The following is an 18,172-nucleotide window of genomic DNA, read 5'->3' on the forward strand; positions in this document are numbered from 1 at the left end:
TCAGCAGCTAGAGATGATTCGATACACCTCAGAACAGCCTGCGACATACCTGCTTCGTTCGAATCTCAGGGGAAATCAAAAAGACTTATTCGAAGCACCGGACAGAAACCATCATACTTACAACAGAATAATCAGGACTCGCTAATCCGACATTCAAAATCCGGAGATTTCACCACCATAATATCGCAGTGAATAGAATCCAGGATACGTTCAATGGTACTGCCCACCATAAGCCGGTCAAATACACCCCGGGATACCGCACCCATTACCAGTAAATCCACATGATGCTCATCTACATACTCCAGCATCATTCGATGTGGTGCACCTTCCAGCAAATTTACTCTCGAGCTGTCAGTATTTAGCCCATAAGGTTCGAGCAGATTATCTAATGCCCTGATATGTTCGCGACGCACCTTTACCTGCATCCCTTCAAAATCCGCTACAACGTGCTCATCAAAAATAGCTGAATGCGGCAGTACATTAAAGCAATGCATCACCCGCATTTCACCTTCCAGATGCTGAGCAATTCCGGCACTCCAGTTAAGAATATGGCTGTCCAGCACAACGGGCTCTTCACACTCATGAAAAGGGTCAACCGTCGCTGCCACATGACCACCATCAGACCAGCTATGTTCTTTTAACAGTAATAAAGGCACCGGGCATTCCCGGATCAACTGCCAGTCACTCTGAGCAAACAGGAAATGTCCCAGTCGGGAATGCTTTTCAATCTGATGCATCAGGATATCCGGCTGATAACGTAAAACTTTACGTACTAAACTGTCCGCGTGATGGCGCTCCCAGCAGACATCGTAATCAACGTCGATACCTTCAGCAGCAATCTGCTTAGCCAGTTCTTCCAGTTCCTTTTCAGCCTGATTCATGAACCCGTGCTCAGCCCGAAGCAAACCTTCCTTATCGAACAGATAACTATTACGCAACGAAGTGTTATAGCAACAGCGGAACAGTTCTATACGGGCACCGCTGGACTCAGCCAGTCGCAATGCTTTCTCAAGCAGAAAGCTATGATCCTTACCTTCTTCAACGTTAACCAGAATTTTATCTATGTTCACCGGAAGACCTCCTATTCACTCAGCACTCTTTAAGCATGTATCAGCATAAGAATTTTTCAACGCTTTTTATAGCATACGTCTTAAATTACTCCGGTGAATAAATCCTTCTGTTGCACAAAGCACTAGGTAAAGGCCTGAATTCCGGCACGAATAATGCCGACGGCTGATAACAGGATCAGCAATCCTATTACACCGCTGCGCAGTTTTTTCTCAGGCAACACGTTAAATAAACGTGAGCCGAAAAAGATTCCGACTCCCATAGGTAGCAGCATCGCCAGGCTTTGCCATATTAGCTCTTCGTTCAGCAAGCCATGTCCGGATGCAGTGCTAAGTAAAACGATATCTGTCAGCAGAAAGAACATTACCAAGGTCGCCCGCAACTCTGTCATCGTCAGATTCATAGCCGTCAGAAAAGTCGCAACCGGTAAACCGCCGACACCTGCAGCACCGTTGCAAACGCCAGACACCAGCCCTAACCCGAAAAATGGCATCGGCCCTGTGGGACCGCGGTATTGCCAGCCTACTGCCAGTAATACACTCATCAGCAGAATTACACCGGAAAGCAACAGCCGTATGTTATCTGCGGGCATTACCACCAACGCATACACCCCCAGCGGCGTAGCAATCACCGTACCTATCAGCAGATATATCAAAATACGCCAGGCAGTGTCCCGCCAGGTACTCAGCACCATCTGAATACTCGCAGCAATTTCCAGTACAGCAATCATAGGCACAACCTGTGAAGGCGGCAGAAATAAAGTCGCTGATGCGACAACAAGTGCCGAGAAACCAAAGCCAATACAGCCTCTTACCACACCTGCAACGCCCACAATCAGGATTAGCATCACCCATTCAACAAGTTCCATCCACTGCCCTCTACTCTCACTAAATGATATTTATTTTCAATTACTTAACACGAATCTAATGCATTAGTTAGCGATAATAATTTACAAATGATAATCCCGGCATGGTATGCAAAAACAGCATTAAATTACACCCACAAATGTCATCTCTTTACGCTATATTTATGCCACTCAACTGTTCGGCAGGTAGAACCAATCAGAAAAATAAACCTGTCCGCGCCTACAAGAATGACAAAAGCCCGATACGGAGAATCCCATGAAAGGCAGCCAAAAAGTTATCGACGCCTTTAATATGCTGTTGGCGAACGAACTCGCAGCTATTGACCAGTATTTTGTACATTCGCGCATGTACGATGACTGGGGCCTGGATAAGCTTTACACCCGTCTGAACCACGAAATGGAAGAAGAAACTCAGCATGCCGACTGGCTGATCAAGCGCATCCTTTTCTTAGAAGGTGTTCCAAACCTGAGCAAGCGCCGTGAACTGATCATTGGTCATGACGTAAAGTCGATGATGGAAAATGACCTCAAGCTGGAAATGGAAGTCGTTGCGGCAGTGCGTGACGTTATTGCTACCTGCGAAGCTGAACGTGATTACCAAAGCCGTGAAATCCTTGAAAAACTGTTGTTCGATACCGAAGAAGATCATGTTTACTGGCTGGAACAGCAAATTGGCCTGATCGGCCGTATTGGCATAGCTAACTACACCCAGTCTCAAATGGGTGGCGGTGCCGGCGCATAACTAACAAGAACAGCCAAAAAGGTTTTCAGCCCGCTGAAACCTGAATAAGGAAGATATTATGAAGGGTGATAGCCAAATTATCGCTGGCCTCAACGCCGTACTTGCTAACGAACTGGTTGCCATTAACCAATACTTTTTACATGCACGTATGTTTAAGAACTGGGGCCTCGATGGACTGAATAAAGCTGATTACAAAGTTTCTATTCAGAAAATGAAAAATGCTGACAAGATTATCGAGCGGGTGCTGTTCCTGGAAGGCTTGCCAAACCTTCAGGATCTTGGTCGGCTGCGAATCGGTGAGGATGCTGGTGAAATGATTCAGGCAAATATGGATTTTGAGCTGGACGCCTTAAAACCGCTTAAAGACACCATTGCCAAGTGTGAGGAAAAGAACGATTTCATCAGCCGCAGCCTGCTGGAGAGTATTCTGGAAGAGCAAGAAGAACAGATAGACTGGCTGGAAAGTCAGCAGTATCTGATCGCCAATGCCGGTATGGAAAATTACCTGCAGTCTCAGTTAGACGATGACTGAATCTAATCTTCTATTAGAATGCTAAACGCGCGTAAAAACGTGTGACTAAACAGCACCATTAAAAAAGGCTTAACTCACTGAGTTAAGCCTTTTTCATACCCGGCAGAGCCAAAAATTAATCAGGCTACCTGGGCAGCGTTTTCTGCAAGCGCCAGTAACTTCTCATTAAGAATTTTCTTAGTCACGCGGGCACACTTCCCACACTGACTCGCCACTCCCAGTTGTGTAGACAACTGCTTCATTGTGGTTGCGCCTTCTTCAATACTGGCTTCAATTTTTTTGTCGGTCACACCGTGGCAAATGCAGACGTACATTGTATTCATTCTCATTAACATTAGCTGCAGCGATAGTAATGTAAATGATAATGACTATCAAGATTAATTATCATGAAAATGATTCACATCATTATTCATTCTCAGTGCCAAAGTGAGTACAAAGCACCCGTCGAGTAGCTAAATTTAAGTAGATTTATTCAGCCTGTTGATTTACAAACGATTTATACGCTTGTTTAATATAGGGCAGCCATACGCCCCCTCGGTTATTTAATAGCAGCAAATGCTACTTATTAGTTAACTGAAGCAAAAAAACAATTACTATACTCACACGGGACGTGAATCAGGTTTAAACAGATCTATGACAGTACGCTTACCATTACCAGCAGCCAAGAAGTTGACCATCATTTATAATGTAGAGTCAGGCTGTCTCGGCCCTCAGGGGCCTTCACATATCGAACCTTTCTGTCGCTTTGCTCAGGAACAGATGGTCGATCTTCACAGTGACTTCATCAACTGGCAGATCACTCCCAGGTCCGATAACAGTAAACCCGAAATTCAATATGCACTGATGAATAAACTCCTTCAGGAGCATCAGGCAGAAAAGTTTCTCAGTTATTTCGACAAAAGTGTTGATGAATTGGAAACCTTCCTACTCGGCATAATTGTAATTCTGATTGAGCAGTACCATAACGAGCAGGCTTAAGGTAACTAAAAACGCGAAAGAAATTCCCCAAAGCGGTTAGCCACAGATTCGTCACTAAGGCCGCCTGTGCTACTCTAACGCCTTAATTTGTCTGTTATTTTAAGGCCACTTCCTTGCTTGCTTATGCCTTCACAAAATCACTGCGTTTACTGATTCCCGGAATCATTACTCTGATCGCAGGTGTTCTTTTACAACAGCAGGCAGCGGCTCTGCCGCTGCACTACAAGGACATTGTTACACTGCTTCCTTATGTCCTTGGCATCATTAGCCTGATTCTGGCTGTGAGCTTCAATCAGGGACGTTTATTTCTTAGCACGCTTAACGCGCTTTGCTTTTATGCGGCTATTCAGTCAGAGCTGCAAACTTCACTCAACTTACCGGCTAACTTCGTATTTTTTAGCCTGTTGTGTTTACTCTTTCCAACACAGCATGCATTACTCAGCCTCTATCCAGAAAGAGGTTTTAGCCCGCGCTGGGCGCTTCCCCGCGCCAGTATAGTCATCTGCAGCTATGCCTTGCTCTGCGGACTAAAACAATTTCAGGGATTTGCCGGATGGATAGGTAACCTGCCATCAGCCATGTTGGAACTGGCCTTTAATTCCTTATTACTGAACCAGGTCAGCCTGATTATTTTTACTCTGGTACTGCTGCTCAATGCCTATTTGCTAATGCGCCGCCAAAGCCTGGTAGATGCGGCAATGCTTATCATGACACTGGCCGCTGCTCTGATGCTGGCATTTTTTGCCCAGCCTCTGGCTTCAGCATTATTTGCCTGCTCGGCACTGATCCTGTTGTTATTTACCATTTTATTTAACTCGTACAGCATGGCATTTATTGATGAGCTAACCTCTCTGCCAGGACGCCGGGCACTGGAAAATCAGCTCGCCAGCGTCGGGAAACACTACACCCTGGCAATGGTAGATGTAGACCACTTCAAAAAATTTAATGACACTTATGGTCATGACGTTGGTGATCAGGTGCTGCGCATGGTTGCCAGCCAAATGCGCCAGGCAGCCAAAGGAGCTCAGGTATTCCGCTATGGTGGTGAGGAATTTACCATTTTGTTCAAAGGCAAAGACGAAGCCGCTGCCTGGCATACAGCGGAACGGGTACGCGAAGCTGTCGCAAATTATCCTATGTATATTCGCGGCGATAACCGCCCGGAAGATGCCGATGAAGGTAAAAATCAGCGCCAGTCAGATAAACCTGAATCTGACTATGTACAGGTATGTATCAGCCTTGGCCTGTGTCAGAACACTGATGACCTGGCAGACAGCAGCGCAGTGCTGAAGGCTGCTGATGAAGCCTTGTATAAAGCCAAGCAAATGGGGCGTAACCGTACCATTGGCCGTCAGACGGGTATTACTAACGAATAACCCTTCCCGACTGCTTTCAGCCAGGCTAAATTTTCAAACATATAGTCTGGTTGAATAAATTTCACTCGATTTTTTTGTCAGCTGGTCGATAGTAGAGATAATGACAAACCCATTCAGAGATTCGTGCCATGGAGATTACCCCTCAGGGACAAACCATCCGCAGTAATGAAACGCCTGCGCAACACAATCGTAAAACCGGACAAACAGACAATCAGGGCCAGGCTAATCAGGTAAATATCAGTCAGGCAGAATCGAGTAAGACTCAACTTAATCAGTCGATCCTGAAAGCCTCTCTGGAAGTCAGTATAAAATCTGGTAATGATTCAATGACTCTGCTTTACCGCAGTGCCATTGATAAGCTTAATGAAGTTTTAGAAACTGATTTGGGTGAGAGTTCAATCAACAAAGCCTATGACTCAGGTCTGGATGTCAGTCCGGAAGCAACAGCAGAACGTATCGCTACTCAGACGACAGGATTTTTTGCCAGTTACCGTCAGCAGAACCCTGAACTCAGTGAGTCTGAAGCCGCAGAGAAGTTTAGCGAAATCATCCGTGGTGGCATCAAACAGGGATTTGATGAAGCCAGAGAAATCCTTGACGGCTTAAAAGTGTTAGAAGGTGATATTGCAACAAACATCGATACAACTTACGGCCTGGTACAGGAAAAACTCGATAGTTTCTTTGCAAATCTGGCCAAAACTGAGCCTGCAGAAACCCCTTCATCATAACCCGATTCAGATCAATGTCCGGCCTGATACTTAGGTATATGATCACAAAAGAATAGTCTGTGCCGGACGCGAATACCTGATCGGAAACCATCTGAACAAAAAACTCTGATAGCTGCTCGCCAGCCGGCGCCGTTTCTAGTGTATTAGCAAATTGAGATTTAACTCCAATTCCACTAGAATCCTTGTGTTGGATAACCGAGTGATCCTCGGCCAGCCCCACACAATAATAAAAATTGCCGGAGATTTCCCCTTGAATACCATTGCGGATCATCCTATGACGCCAGAGACCCTGGTAATGATGAAAGACAATGCGGCACAAGCCGCAAAAACAATGAAAGCCCTGAGTAATGAAAGCCGACTTTTGATCCTCTGCCACCTGGATGGCAAAGAACTTTCGGTGACTCAGTTAAATGACTACCTGGACCTTAGTCAATCGGCTTTATCGCAGCACCTGGCTGTACTGCGCAAGGATGAATTAGTCAGCACCCGCCGCGAATCGCAGACCATTTACTATTCGTTGTCAGGCAATAATGCAACTCGCATTATTCATACCCTGCACGAGGTATTCTGCCCAACGCTATAAGTGATCAGGCATTGAAGAGTGCCCCTTCAATGCCCATGATTACCTTCTATGCTAATGCTTTAAACGTTGCTTTTGCCAGTCCTGTTCCGGTTCATTCAGCAACATTTCCATTTCAATCGCGTCTTCATCCATGTTGTAACGATTCTTAAAACCCAAATGACGCGCCAGCCCCTGCATCCCTTTATTCGACACCAGAGTAGACCCCATCAACAATAGCGTTCCCCGGCTACGGCAGTAGTCGATCGCCTTCTGCATCAGAATACGGCCCAGCCCTTCCCCTTGCAGTTCATCACGAATAACGACGGAAAACTCAGCCCTTACATTGTCGGCATCTGTCACTGCACGTACGACACCAAGGGTTTCCCAACCACTGCCATCAGCCTTCCAGGCTGTGGCAATAAATGCCATCTCCCGGTCATAATCTATCTGTGTCCAGTTAGCCAGTTCGAGATGATCCGGGACCCCACGATTATAGAAATAACGCAGTCTGATCGACTCGGCACTAAGACTGTTATAGAACATCAGATGATTAGGCTCATCTTCGCCACGAATAGGCCTTACCTCAACCTCTCTGCCACCTTTAAGAAGTACCACATCGCGCAGATGTTCCGGATAAGGCGAAATAGCCAGACGAGCTCGCCCGCCAAGTGATACAGCCACATCTACGGCAAGCACGCCCTGTTTATTGATCATCAGCGGATTAATCTCAATCGCCTGCAAATGAGGTAATTCCACCGCCATTTGCGATAAACTGAGCAACACTTCACACAACTGCTCCAGATCACTGTGTGGCCGGTGGCTATTTTCCTGTAATACCTGCCATGCCCGACTCTGACAAATCAACTGCCTCGCCAGGCTCAGGTTTAACGGCGGTAACATCACCCGGCGATCCGCTATTACGTCTACCGTATAGCCGCCAACACCAAATATGATCACAGGGCCAAATACCGGGTCACGGCTGATCCCCAGATTAATCAGGATTGACTGTTTACCCCGCTGCATCGGCTGCACGCAAAAGCCCAGACCAGTACTTTCCGGGCAGCGTTCTCTCGCACGGTAAGCCAGCCTTACTGCCGCCTGCTGTACTTCCTGTTCATTCTCCAGATCCAGCGCTAAATCCTGCCAACGCTGCTGACTTCTTTCATCATAACAATACGGCTGGGCGTTCTGATCATGTAATACTTTCAAAGCAGCCGGCCGTTCAAATTGTTGTGAGGCATGCACAGCTGCATCAATATCATCCGCATACCAGGATTTAGCCACTGGAATATTATATTGATCCAGTAAGTCACAGGCTTCGTGATGACGAAGAAAGTTGCGCCCTTCAGCGGCGGCTACTTCCAGTAAATACTTCGCCCGAATATGATTTTCACGGTTTTGAGTAATAAAAGGCAGCGGGGTCTGTTTCATCGCGCTCTGGTTACGATGAAAATCCACCATATACATAAAAGCGTCTACCGCTTCTTCCGGTGTGATAAAAGTCGTCATACCTGCAACGTTAAACAGATTACGACAATCAATGGCGGTGCTGCGCCCCATCCAACAGGTCAAAACATTACGCACAGTTTTTTTAGCAACAGCAATCACCGCTTCCGCGGTATCTGAGCCGGATGCTAGCCGGGTAGGAGCATGAACCACCAGCACCACATCAACCTGATCATCTTTTGTCAGTAACTCAACGGCACGGGAAAAACATGCAGGAGTAGCTTCAGCACTCAGATCAACTGGGTTACGTCCACTCCAGCTCAACGGCAGAACATCCTTCAGCGCCTCTACAGTTGCCGGGCTGATTTGCGCCAGCCGACCACCACGTTTGCGTAATCGATCCGCTGCCAGCGCACTCGGTCCTAAACCATTACACACAATTGCTAACCGCTCGCCACGCATGGTCTTCATACGTGACAGAGTTTCCAGCGCATTAAACAGCTGATCACTGCTATCAACCCGTACAGCACCGGCACGACTGAGCGCAGCGTTATACACTAAATCTTCGTGAGCAATTCCAGGAGCAAGCGCTTCTAACCGGTCTTCCGCGAACACCATATTTGATTTAAGCACCAGCACGAGCTTGTTGCGTGAAGCAGCCCGCAAAGCACTTATAAAGCCCCGGGAGTTACCGATAAGATGATCCATCTGCAACAAAATGGCCTGCGTATGCTGATCCTGCGCCAGGTAATCTATAATCGACGCCAGATCCACATCGACACCATCACCTAAGGTAAGAAAATGTGAGAAGCCAATTCCCTGACCATTCGCCCAGTCAATCATTGCCGTACCAAGTAGGCCAGACTGACCTATGTAACTGACCTTCCCCTTCTGAATATTCAGATGCGAATAACTGGCATTGATATTCTGCCAGGGTGCCAGCATCCCCATACAATCCGGACCAAGAATACGAATACCATATGGTTCAGCTGCTTCTCGAATCGCATCCCGCTGGCTTTTACCGTCCGGGCCGAGTGTCCGGGACAAACCACCGGTCAGAATCATTGCAGCTTTAACCCCTTGTCTTCCCAGCGTTTCAACTACAGCTGGAACAGTTGCCGGGGGGGAACAAATAATCGCCAGATCAGCCACCCAATCCAAATCTGTAACTTCCGCAACAGCCTGTACACCGAATACTTCACTTTGAATATCCGGGTGCACTACCGCTAACTGACCTTTATAGCCGCCCTCCAGTAAGTTCTGCAGAACCACGCCACCCATATTATCAGGCCGCTCAGAAGCACCGATAATGACGATAGACTTGGGGTTGAACAAACGCTTCAGGTATCGGGTACTCACGGCAACTGCCCTGCAATGGATTAGCAAACATAATAGTCGGTATTCTACCTGTGAAATGTTCATTTCGCAGATGCAGCATAAATTTTATTGCTATCTTTGTGACGGATATCAAAGGTTAACCGCTTCCGCAATACAGTGAGTATTTCATCGTATCCTGAAGCAAGAGCTAACTGGCTTTACACGGGAGTGACAGACTTATTCCCCCCACATGCAGAACCCGCCACTCAGACTTTATATTTTCTTTGCTGCAATAAACTCACAGCCGCCAAAATTAATTCCAACGCACCCAGCAAGAGCAAAACAGCCAGTAACATATCAACACCGCCAACGCTAAGCAGCCACCCGCCGATAAACGGAAAACCATATAATCCGACAAAATAAGCTAACGGAAAAACCAACAGCGCAGGCTGCAGTAAATCACTCTCTTTAATATTAGCGACGACCCCATTCAACACTGAATATGTCAGCCCATAACCCAGTGCGAACACTACGGTGGTGGCTATAAAAACCGTCGCCGACTGCATTACAAAAGTGTAAGAAGCAAGTGACAGGCACATAAGGATCAGCAAAATAACAGCCACAGGATACGCAGGTTGTGTATTAATTTTACCTGCCAGCCCCAACCGTGAAACAACAACCGTCACCACAAAAACAGAAAAGAATAACGAAAAATCGATGCCCTTGGCTTCAGCAATGATAGTCTGAAAATTGGTCAGACAACCAAAGATAGCCCCACCGATAGCAATCATCAGAACCGGCACTCTGGCTTTAGTATTAAATACCGCTTTTATTCGCTCCATACTCAGTGAAGCACCTGACTGAAATAGCCCCTCCGAACTTTCTGAAACATCATTTTTAAGGGATAAAAATAATCCAGCACTAACCGCTGACAAAGCAGCCCCCAGAATAAATATATCGTTGATACTCAACGCCAACGCCTGGAACACACGTCCAAGAACCGGACCAGTCCCTACTCCCAGCATCATCAGGCCAGAAATTATTGTCAAAATACGAACTTTTTGTGATACCGGTGAAATAGCTACCGTCAAAACAGGCGTCAACAGATAAAAAATCGCCCAACCGAAGCCCAGGCCTAAACCAATTATCAGATTACTTGCGTGTATCCCATTTAGCATTGCAACATACAAAAGCGACACCATCTGAACTAACGCAGACAGAGTAATTGCGCCCACTTTCCCTAAGCGATCCGCCAGATGCCCTGAAAACGCGCCTGAAAGCAGTGCTGATAGCATTGCTATACCGAGTATCTGCCCAACATGGATTTCACTTCCACCCAACTGCCCTATCCGAAGCGGCAGCAGAAACGTAATTCCATACGCTGTCGAATGAAAAATTACAGCCGTATACATTCGAAAATAAATCAGATTCATACACTCTCCAGCCTTTCCATATTCCCGTGCTTCACATCATTACCTTTCTCAATATGTGTAAACCACTAACTGGCTGGAAGAGTATGTCAATAACAAGAAACTCAACAGACCCACTATACCTGCCTGTTACTGCCCAATCTTTCTACAAATAACCAGAAAACCTGCCGGCCTCGTTGCAAAAGACATCAGTAAACATAGCTAGATGTTCAGCTTACTCTTTGCATTTTCTGAACATCGAAAACTGCTTTATGTAATACAAACGCAAGAAAACAGGTTCGTTGAACCTGCCTGAGTGATCAAATCAATGTGCCAATAAAAGCAGCTGACCATAAAAACGATGGGGTAACCAATGAAGTACAGAATAATTCCGTTACGTCGCGACTTTACCGATAAAGTTAGAAACACACTGAGAGATGATCAGAATCAATCTGTTGAAATCACTGTTGCCAACGGCGGTGAACCCTGCAGGGATGTAATGCGAAGGGCTTTACCCGGTGAGCAAATCATTTTGGCGAGCTACTGCCCTTTCAGTCAGCCCGGGCCTTATAAAGAATATGGGCCTGTCTTTATACTCGCGGAGCAAAGCGACGAAAATTTCGATACGTCTAAGCTACCCTTCCCAACGGAAACAAACGCTAGCTACTTAGGTGAAACATTCGTATTGAAAACTTATTGTAAGAATGAACGCATCATTGATGCAAAACTGGCAACCCCCTCAAATGCTGAAGCCGTACTTGCTAAGCTGTTTTCAGATAACAAGGTTGCCTTTGCCATTGCAAGGTACGCAGCTTTTGGCTGTTATAGCCTGCGATTAGAGAAGAGGCGTTCTTGAAATCCACACAAAAACCCGCCGTCAGGCGGGTTTGGACTATATTCTGAATCCGAACAATAATTACAAAGAATTCATTTCCTTATAACGCTTAACTAGCGCTTCAGGATATTTTTTCTTATTGGTTTTGTTCAGAACAAACACCACTGACTGACCCTGTGGACCAGTACCAATTTGAGTCAGACGGTAAGCAGCTTCGCCAGTCTGACGAACAGCTTCCATATCATCTAAACGGTTAAACACGTATAAACGACCGTCTTCGCCGCGCATCTCACCGTAAAAATCTTCAGCCGCTGGCATTGCACCCTTATACATTTCAACACCGGCCAGACCATTGAGCTTCTTCTTGTCTTCGCCACGCAGGCCAAATACCAGGCTTTCACCTTTAGGGCCACCACCGATAAATACTTTACGGTATGAAGTTTCACCTACTGTCAGAAACTGCTGGTAGGTAGCAAAATCATCAAATACGTAATGACGGCCTTCATGTGCCACTTCGTATAAATCCTGATTATTCAGCTGAGGCACTGCTGCTTCAGCAACTGGCTTATCCTGCTGGGTCTGACAAGCAGTCAGCGCAAGAGTAGCACCGGCAACCATCATTGCTGTCGCAAGCTTCTTCATAGACATAGTTATTATCTCCAGAGCACTAATAAGTTTTGATGGCTAAGGAGAATAAGGAAAAATTATGACAGGGAAATGTCAGAATTACTGCAGTCCTGTAACAAGGATTATGCGTATAACTCAAGCTAAAAGACTAAGACTCTGCATTGTAAATATTTTTTAACGCTGACATTGGATCTGCCAACTATCGGTCTATTTAACTAACACGTTTCCGGCCATACTCATTTTCTGAATGCCAAAGCTGCTTTAGCATTCCCAAAAACAAATATCAGGCAAACTCCAACCAGCCAGAACTTATAAAAAAGCTAACAAAAACAACACCAATGCTGCAGCTATACCTATGAAAAAAGTTGCACCAACCTGAACACCACATACCAATATCACATTCAGCGCTTTTGGTGTGCCTGAAAACCCCGGATGGTCCTTAGAGTTAACAACAACGATATAGCTGCTTAACGGAATCGTCATGATCCAAAGCCAGCTATAACCAGCCCCCAGTATAGATATCAAAGCTAATAAAAAAGCGATATTGAGGAGTATTGCGTATCCAAACGGTACTAACGATTCTGTTCTGGTCATAATCATGCCTATTTCAATTTTTTATTATTCTCACCAGACATCCATTGACCTGCGAATGCCCGGTTTTCTGTATAAATAGCTCTGCTCTAAATTTTAACAGTGCCACTGAATCATGACTCAGTTAAACAGCTTCCGCTACAAATCTGCGACCCGGTAAAGAATCGCATCCCGGTATCCGGTAACAATACGGATCAAACCAGCTAACTGATGATTCAGATCTGCATCGCCACTGTCGACAATAAGTGGACGACCATCCAACGACTGTATTTTAGTTTTAGTCGCGACAACAATGATATTTTCACGTCCAAGACGTTTTAACAACGCTGGACTCAGTTGCTGATTACCACGTCCAATAATATGCCCCTGCCCACCGATTACTGTAATCACCAACCGGGTTTCGCGCCCATCTGTCATTTCCAGCAACTGCTGAGCAGTCAGATCCTGACCAATTAACTTGCCATTTTCAATCAGATCAACACCCAACAAAGTATTTTCCAGACGCAGTTCATTCATCAGCGCCTGGACAGTCGAGCCTGACCCCATAATATACAGAACATCATCTTCCATGCTTTCAACGAAGTCTGCGGCGATGTCATCCAGCACCAGCTCTTCAACTTCCTTACCACCGCTGCTTTTAACATTCTGCACATAGCGGGCTTCCTGCGGTACCAGTAACTCACCATAATATTTAGCACGGACTCTGCCTTCACGAAAAGCAACTTCGTCGATATCCCGTACTTCCTGCTCATCTAAAGTGACTATTTCTCCCCGTACCAGCATTGCTACCACTTCGCCGGCAGCCTTAGGCGTGACAGCATACACACCGGAATGAATTTTCACCCCTGCAGGTATGCCCAGCACTGGTACCGCATTTTCGATGGCATGACAGATATTTCGAGCTGTACCATCACCGCCAGCAAACAAAATCAGATCAACACCTTCAGCAACCATAGCAATAGCTGCTTTTTCAGTGTCTTCCGCGGTTGTATGGCCAGACTGGATTTCACCAATAACCTTTGGGTTAAAACCCATTTCAGTAGCAGTATCGGCACCCATTTCAGCAGGAAAGCTAACCACTTCCATTACAAGCCCCTGCAACGGTTCAAGCGCCTGACGGGTACGTAGATTCGCCTTGGGCTCAGCGCCTAAAGCTATTGCTTTTGCAGCTGTGTCTTCACCGTCGCTGCCTTTCAACGCAACGCTTCCGCCCAGTCCCGCAACGGGATTTACAATCAAACCTAATCGAAACATCTTTATTCCTGTGTACTGTGATGCCCCCTCAAGCACCGTATTGTTGTTTCTTACACTTATATCTTACGCGTAAACCTTTCATACCAGTCGCCATCGCACCAGATCGCGACTGGTGTACATCATTCATCGGTAACCAGCGTTTATAATTCCTGACCGTTAGGTTCCATATTGCCCGTTTCAACCAGAAACTGCTGATACGTAAAGGCAATTAAGATCAAACGAGAGTCTTCATCCAGGTCGATAAACTTAAAACCATGGTTAATAACCACACTGCCCGCTTCACTGCCTCTGTGCAGGTTACGTAATTCAACCGGGGTAAGGATCACATGTTCTATATCCGCTACCCTCACCCGGGTCGTCAGATAAAAACGATCACCGATATCTCCTAGCGTCCGGCCAAACTGCACACAGCAGCCACTCAGACTTATATCAACACCCAACGCGGAACAGGGTAAATCATCCCGGTGACTCATCTCGTCAATATCATCAACAGATACCATCAGATTCACCGGTACCCGGGTATTGCTTCGGATCTGTTTTGATTCAATACTCGAGGGATACTCTAACAGCCAGTATGAAACCGGTAAGTCATATTGCTTTAATAGCTTGCAGGTAAAAGTAATAATTCGGTTGTTACTCAGCAAACGCAACGTGATGATGTTACCTTCAGTAATCAGCACTGTTTCACCACGGGCATTCTTAGGCGCCTGAATAAACACTCCGCTACCATCCACCACACCGACTAGAGAAGTCATGTAATGGCCTTTCGGCGCCTTTATTTCAACCCTTACGGGTTCACCTATTTGCAACTTCAGATCTGACAGACTCTTTGCCATGTTTAAATCTGCCCGCCAAGTTTAAAACCCAGCGACAGTAACAGCCTGCCATCAACGCTGTCCGAATCAACTCCATGAAGTGTCAGCGAAGAAAATTCGCGGCGTACCGGATACTCTTTACGCAAACGGTCAAAATTAACAGGTTGCTGCACGGTATCCAGTAAAGAATTACGAAAGCGCCGATCATCAGCTGCCGGATGATATACAGCATCAATTGCTTGTCTTACATCTACTGTCTTATTCAATGTCAGGTCCGTCAACTCAGCCGCTGGCAAACAGTCATCCAGTGTCAGTTCAGGCAAAATATCCTGTGCCTGACAAAATGCCTCATACAACATGAAAGTCCCCCGCACTTTACCTTCCAGGCTATACCCGGCTATGTGCGGCGTACCTATGCGAACCCGAGCCGCCAACTCAGCATCTACGGCCGGCTCATGCTCCCAGACATCCAAAATCAGTGTGACGTCTTCACGCTGCCGGTGCCAGTTGAGCAAATCCTGATTATTAATTACCGGACCACGTCCTGCGTTCAGCAAAATAGCTCCCTGTTTGAGGGAATCAAGGTTGTCCTGATTGAGCAAATGTTTACTCGGATGGCTTCCTGTCGTCGTTAGCGGGGTATGACAACAGACAATATCGGCTTCGCTCAGTAACTGCTCCAACGCTGTAAATTGCTCGTTCGAATCCGTCTCCCGTTCCGCCCTGGGAGGATCATTAATCAGTACATTTAACCCCATGCCTGACAAGCGCCGCTGTAACCGGCCGCCGACATTACCAACCCCAACAATACCAACGGTTTTTCCGAGTAATTCAAAGTTCTGTTCTGCGGCCAGCATATACAAACAGCTGATAACATACTCCACCACAGCGTCTGCATTACAGCCTGGCGCACTGGAGAAACTGATGTCCTGCTCTTGTAAATAAGCCTGATCAATATGATCAGTGCCAATGGTCGCGGTACCGACAAAGCGAACGCTACTGCCTGCCAGTAAACCGGCATTAACCTGCGAGATTGATCGCACCAGAAGAACATCTGCATCAGCAACATCTTCTCTTTTCAGGTGACGTCCCGGTAAACGGCGAATGCTGCCAAAGCTGCCAAAAAGGCTTTCAACGGCTGGAATGTTTTCATCAGCGACAATATGTAACGGCAGGTTATTCAAATAGGGCTCCAGATACTGAAATTACGGCTGGTTAAGCGTCTCAAGCATGATTATAATTCCCGGCCACACAAGATTGCAGTAAAATATGCAGTCATTTTATTTAGGAAGCACTCTTGATCATTCGCTGGCGCAAACAACAGGACTTTTTTATCGTCCGACTCTACCAGGACTTGGTAGGCGACTGGGTGCTTAGCGAATCTTGGGGTAACTCTTTGCATCAGGATAATGCCTTTAATCACACGGTATATCACTGTTACCACGAAGCCCGCCACAGGCTGCGTGAAATTGGCCGCGAAAAGAAACTGCTGGGCTTCAAAAAAACCGTCGCTAAAGAACAACAGATCGAACTGGATTTCGGTTAATCTTTCCAGCCTCCTTTCTTCACTTCTTCTCTACACTCCTTCTCTTATTTCTCTCTCAGCTTTTAGTACCATTCCAGAACAGCCTTCTTAGACTAATGGCGAACAGTCTCTTCTGCGCTTAATCCCTATAGTTCTTCTTTTGCTATGCATATAACAAAGTGACTGATCGCGGACATTCAAAGCTCTGCAAAATCGGTCCATGCAAGAACCAGGAGAAGTACCCATGAGTCAGTTCAATTTTGCGCCAATGCCAGATGCCGAAGGTTTCTTTGGAGAATACGGTGGGCAGATTATCCCCCCTGGACTGAAAGCAATTATGGATGAGATTAATCATGCCTATGAAGAAATCCGCCATACTGAAACATTTCAAAATGAACTGATGCAGTTATTTCAGGATTACGTTGGCCGTCCCAGCCCGGTTTATCACGCTAAACGTTTAAGCGATCAACTGGGCGGTGCGCAAATATTCCTCAAGCGTGAAGACCTCAATCACACCGGAGCCCATAAAATTAATCACTGCCTGGGTGAAGCTCTGCTGGCAAAATTCATGGGCAAAACCAAAGTCATTGCAGAAACAGGTGCCGGCCAGCACGGAGTAGCTCTGGCAACCGCCTGCGCACTGGTAGGTATCCCCTGTGAAATACATATGGGTCAGGTGGATATAGAAAAAGAACATCCTAACGTTACCAAGATGAAAATTCTGGGTTGTAACCTGATACCGGTTACCCGTGGCACAGCAACGTTAAAGGATGCTGTCGATAGCGCATTCGAGGAATACCTTAAGGATCCTGTTAACTCAATATATGCCATAGGCTCAGTGGTCGGCCCCCATCCCTTTCCGAAAATGGTGCGGGATTTTCAGAGCATTATTGGCCGGGAAGCTCGTCAGCAATTTCAGAACAGATTTGAAAAGAATCCTGATTATATAACCGCCTGTGTCGGCGGCGGTTCAAACGCAATGGGCTTGTTCACTGCATTTCTAAACGATGATGATGTGCGTATTGTTGGCGTAGAACCCGCCGGCAAAGGACTTAACACCCCGGACCATTCTGCAACCCTGACACTGGGTTCACCCGGCGAAATACATGGCTTTAAATGTTACGTGCTACAGGACGAAGAAGGCCAGCCTTTACCGGTTCACTCAATTGCTTCCGGGCTCGATTACCCCGGTGTCGGACCGCAACATTGCTACCTGAAAGATATCGAACGGGTACAGTATGAATCAGTAACTGATGAAGAATGCCTGAACGCTTTTATGACGCTGTCCCGGGTAGAAGGCATTATTCCCGCACTGGAAAGTGCTCACGCTGTTGCCTGGGCCATGCGGATGGCACCACAGCTGGATCAGAATCAGACCATTCTGGTTAATCTTTCCGGCAGGGGCGACAAAGATGCTGATTATGTAGCAGACAAACTGGGGCTATAAACCAGGATTTGCACCTTAAAACAAAAAAGAGAAAGATACCGGCTAATAATATATC

19 protein-coding genes are annotated in these 18,172 nt (G+C 46.4%); 9 read left to right on the plus strand and 10 right to left on the minus strand.

The features are described 5' to 3' along the window. Positions 1–131 precede the first annotated feature (131 nt). Both OCU49_RS14525 and OCU49_RS14530 read right to left on the minus strand, forming a co-directional pair. A complete protein-coding gene (locus OCU49_RS14525) occupies positions 132–1,070 on the minus strand; it encodes a universal stress protein (RefSeq protein WP_261841282.1) in 939 nt (312 codons plus the stop codon). A 122-nt stretch (positions 1,071–1,192) separates the two neighbouring features. After that, positions 1,193–1,936 carry a sulfite exporter TauE/SafE family protein gene (locus OCU49_RS14530; protein ID WP_261841283.1) on the minus strand — a complete coding sequence of 248 codons (744 nt, stop codon included), beginning with the start codon at positions 1,934–1,936 and terminating at the stop codon, positions 1,193–1,195. A gap of 253 nt (positions 1,937–2,189) precedes the next feature. On the opposite strand from OCU49_RS14530, the gene bfr (OCU49_RS14535) reads away from it, so the two are divergent. Then, positions 2,190–2,675: a bacterioferritin gene (bfr, locus tag OCU49_RS14535; RefSeq protein ID WP_261841284.1), complete on the plus strand. Its 486-nt coding sequence runs from the start codon at positions 2,190–2,192 to the stop codon at positions 2,673–2,675. 58 nt (positions 2,676–2,733) lie between these two features. Next, positions 2,734–3,207: a bacterioferritin gene (gene bfr, locus OCU49_RS14540; RefSeq protein ID WP_261841285.1), complete on the plus strand. Its 474-nt coding sequence runs from the start codon at positions 2,734–2,736 to the stop codon at positions 3,205–3,207. A 119-nt stretch (positions 3,208–3,326) separates the two neighbouring features. On the opposite strand, the gene OCU49_RS14545 is transcribed toward bfr (OCU49_RS14540), so the two are convergent. After that, positions 3,327–3,536: a bacterioferritin-associated ferredoxin gene (locus tag OCU49_RS14545; protein WP_261841286.1), complete on the minus strand. Its 210-nt coding sequence runs from the start codon at positions 3,534–3,536 to the stop codon at positions 3,327–3,329. A gap of 304 nt (positions 3,537–3,840) precedes the next feature. Between OCU49_RS14545 and OCU49_RS14550 the strand changes: the two genes are divergently transcribed. From OCU49_RS14550 to OCU49_RS14565, 4 genes are all read left to right on the plus strand, one after another. Beyond that, positions 3,841–4,185: a hypothetical protein gene (locus OCU49_RS14550; RefSeq protein WP_261841287.1), complete on the plus strand. Its 345-nt coding sequence runs from the start codon at positions 3,841–3,843 to the stop codon at positions 4,183–4,185. 113 nt (positions 4,186–4,298) lie between these two features. Then, the gene (locus tag OCU49_RS14555; protein WP_261841288.1) at positions 4,299–5,561 is read left to right on the plus strand and encodes a GGDEF domain-containing protein; all 1,263 of its coding nucleotides are present in this window, start codon (positions 4,299–4,301) and stop codon (positions 5,559–5,561) included. A gap of 128 nt (positions 5,562–5,689) precedes the next feature. Further along, complete coding sequence (locus OCU49_RS14560) at positions 5,690–6,289, plus strand: DUF5610 domain-containing protein (protein ID WP_261841289.1); 600 nt, start codon at positions 5,690–5,692, stop codon at positions 6,287–6,289. Between the two features lie 274 nt (positions 6,290–6,563). Continuing rightward, positions 6,564–6,872 (plus strand): ArsR/SmtB family transcription factor, encoded by a 309-nt coding sequence (locus tag OCU49_RS14565; protein ID WP_261841290.1) that lies wholly within the window; start codon positions 6,564–6,566, stop codon positions 6,870–6,872. A gap of 51 nt (positions 6,873–6,923) precedes the next feature. Here OCU49_RS14565 and OCU49_RS14570 read toward each other — a convergent pair whose 3' ends face one another. Next, the gene (locus OCU49_RS14570) at positions 6,924–9,656 is read right to left on the minus strand and encodes a bifunctional acetate--CoA ligase family protein/GNAT family N-acetyltransferase (RefSeq protein ID WP_261841291.1); all 2,733 of its coding nucleotides are present in this window, start codon (positions 9,654–9,656) and stop codon (positions 6,924–6,926) included. Between the two features lie 224 nt (positions 9,657–9,880). Beyond that, positions 9,881–11,047 carry an MFS transporter gene (locus OCU49_RS14575; protein ID WP_261841292.1) on the minus strand — a complete coding sequence of 389 codons (1,167 nt, stop codon included), beginning with the start codon at positions 11,045–11,047 and terminating at the stop codon, positions 9,881–9,883. 349 nt (positions 11,048–11,396) lie between these two features. On the opposite strand from OCU49_RS14575, the gene OCU49_RS14580 reads away from it, so the two are divergent. Beyond that, positions 11,397–11,879, plus strand: a complete 483-nt coding sequence (locus tag OCU49_RS14580) for a DUF1203 domain-containing protein (protein WP_261841293.1) — start codon at positions 11,397–11,399, stop codon at positions 11,877–11,879. 60 nt (positions 11,880–11,939) lie between these two features. Here the strand turns inward: OCU49_RS14580 and OCU49_RS14585 are convergent, their stop codons facing one another. The 5 genes from OCU49_RS14585 to pdxB all read right to left on the minus strand — a co-directional run bounded on the left by OCU49_RS14585 (position 11,940) and on the right by pdxB (position 16,329). Continuing rightward, the gene (locus OCU49_RS14585) at positions 11,940–12,506 is read right to left on the minus strand and encodes a DUF637 domain-containing protein (RefSeq protein ID WP_261841294.1); all 567 of its coding nucleotides are present in this window, start codon (positions 12,504–12,506) and stop codon (positions 11,940–11,942) included. Between the two features lie 288 nt (positions 12,507–12,794). Next, the gene (locus tag OCU49_RS14590; RefSeq protein WP_261841295.1) at positions 12,795–13,079 is read right to left on the minus strand and encodes a hypothetical protein; all 285 of its coding nucleotides are present in this window, start codon (positions 13,077–13,079) and stop codon (positions 12,795–12,797) included. 135 nt (positions 13,080–13,214) lie between these two features. Next, entirely contained in the window at positions 13,215–14,330 is a 1,116-nt protein-coding gene (locus OCU49_RS14595) for an ATP-NAD kinase family protein (RefSeq protein ID WP_261841296.1), read from the minus strand. Between the two features lie 140 nt (positions 14,331–14,470). Then, positions 14,471–15,166, minus strand: a complete 696-nt coding sequence (locus OCU49_RS14600; RefSeq protein WP_261841297.1) for a flagellar brake protein — start codon at positions 15,164–15,166, stop codon at positions 14,471–14,473. A 2-nt stretch (positions 15,167–15,168) separates the two neighbouring features. After that, positions 15,169–16,329 (minus strand): 4-phosphoerythronate dehydrogenase PdxB, encoded by a 1,161-nt coding sequence (gene pdxB / locus OCU49_RS14605; RefSeq protein ID WP_261841298.1) that lies wholly within the window; start codon positions 16,327–16,329, stop codon positions 15,169–15,171. Positions 16,330–16,442: 113 nt separating this feature from the next. Between pdxB and OCU49_RS14610 the strand changes: the two genes are divergently transcribed. Then, on the plus strand, positions 16,443–16,691 hold the full coding sequence (locus OCU49_RS14610) for a hypothetical protein (RefSeq protein WP_261841299.1): 249 nt from the start codon (positions 16,443–16,445) through the stop codon (positions 16,689–16,691). 223 nt (positions 16,692–16,914) lie between these two features. Next, positions 16,915–18,117 (plus strand): tryptophan synthase subunit beta, encoded by a 1,203-nt coding sequence (gene trpB / locus OCU49_RS14615; protein WP_261841300.1) that lies wholly within the window; start codon positions 16,915–16,917, stop codon positions 18,115–18,117. Positions 18,118–18,172: the final 55 nt, after the last annotated feature.

The sequence above is a fragment of the Aliamphritea ceti genome, from assembly GCF_024347215.1.
GTDB classification, from domain to species: Bacteria; Pseudomonadota; Gammaproteobacteria; order Pseudomonadales; family Balneatricaceae; genus Amphritea; species Amphritea ceti.

What these genes read in the sequence shown, in the direction of transcription:
- trpB (WP_261841300.1), top strand. Translation starts at nt 16,915, where the DNA reads ATGAGTCAGTTCAATTTTGCGCCAATGCCAGATGCCGAAGGTTTCTTT.
- bfr (WP_261841284.1), top strand. Translation starts at nt 2,190, where the DNA reads ATGAAAGGCAGCCAAAAAGTTATCGACGCCTTTAATATGCTGTTGGCG.
- OCU49_RS14560 (WP_261841289.1), top strand. Translation starts at nt 5,690, where the DNA reads ATGGAGATTACCCCTCAGGGACAAACCATCCGCAGTAATGAAACGCCT.
- OCU49_RS14565 (WP_261841290.1), top strand. Translation starts at nt 6,564, where the DNA reads ATGACGCCAGAGACCCTGGTAATGATGAAAGACAATGCGGCACAAGCC.
- OCU49_RS14600 (WP_261841297.1), bottom strand. Translation starts at nt 15,166, where the DNA reads ATGGCAAAGAGTCTGTCAGATCTGAAGTTGCAAATAGGTGAACCCGTA.
- OCU49_RS14590 (WP_261841295.1), bottom strand. Translation starts at nt 13,079, where the DNA reads ATGACCAGAACAGAATCGTTAGTACCGTTTGGATACGCAATACTCCTC.
- OCU49_RS14585 (WP_261841294.1), bottom strand. Translation starts at nt 12,506, where the DNA reads ATGTCTATGAAGAAGCTTGCGACAGCAATGATGGTTGCCGGTGCTACT.
- bfr (WP_261841285.1), top strand. Translation starts at nt 2,734, where the DNA reads ATGAAGGGTGATAGCCAAATTATCGCTGGCCTCAACGCCGTACTTGCT.
- OCU49_RS14550 (WP_261841287.1), top strand. Translation starts at nt 3,841, where the DNA reads ATGACAGTACGCTTACCATTACCAGCAGCCAAGAAGTTGACCATCATT.
- OCU49_RS14530 (WP_261841283.1), bottom strand. Translation starts at nt 1,936, where the DNA reads ATGGAACTTGTTGAATGGGTGATGCTAATCCTGATTGTGGGCGTTGCA.
- OCU49_RS14580 (WP_261841293.1), top strand. Translation starts at nt 11,397, where the DNA reads ATGAAGTACAGAATAATTCCGTTACGTCGCGACTTTACCGATAAAGTT.
- OCU49_RS14595 (WP_261841296.1), bottom strand. Translation starts at nt 14,330, where the DNA reads ATGTTTCGATTAGGTTTGATTGTAAATCCCGTTGCGGGACTGGGCGGA.
- OCU49_RS14575 (WP_261841292.1), bottom strand. Translation starts at nt 11,047, where the DNA reads ATGAATCTGATTTATTTTCGAATGTATACGGCTGTAATTTTTCATTCG.
- OCU49_RS14545 (WP_261841286.1), bottom strand. Translation starts at nt 3,536, where the DNA reads ATGAGAATGAATACAATGTACGTCTGCATTTGCCACGGTGTGACCGAC.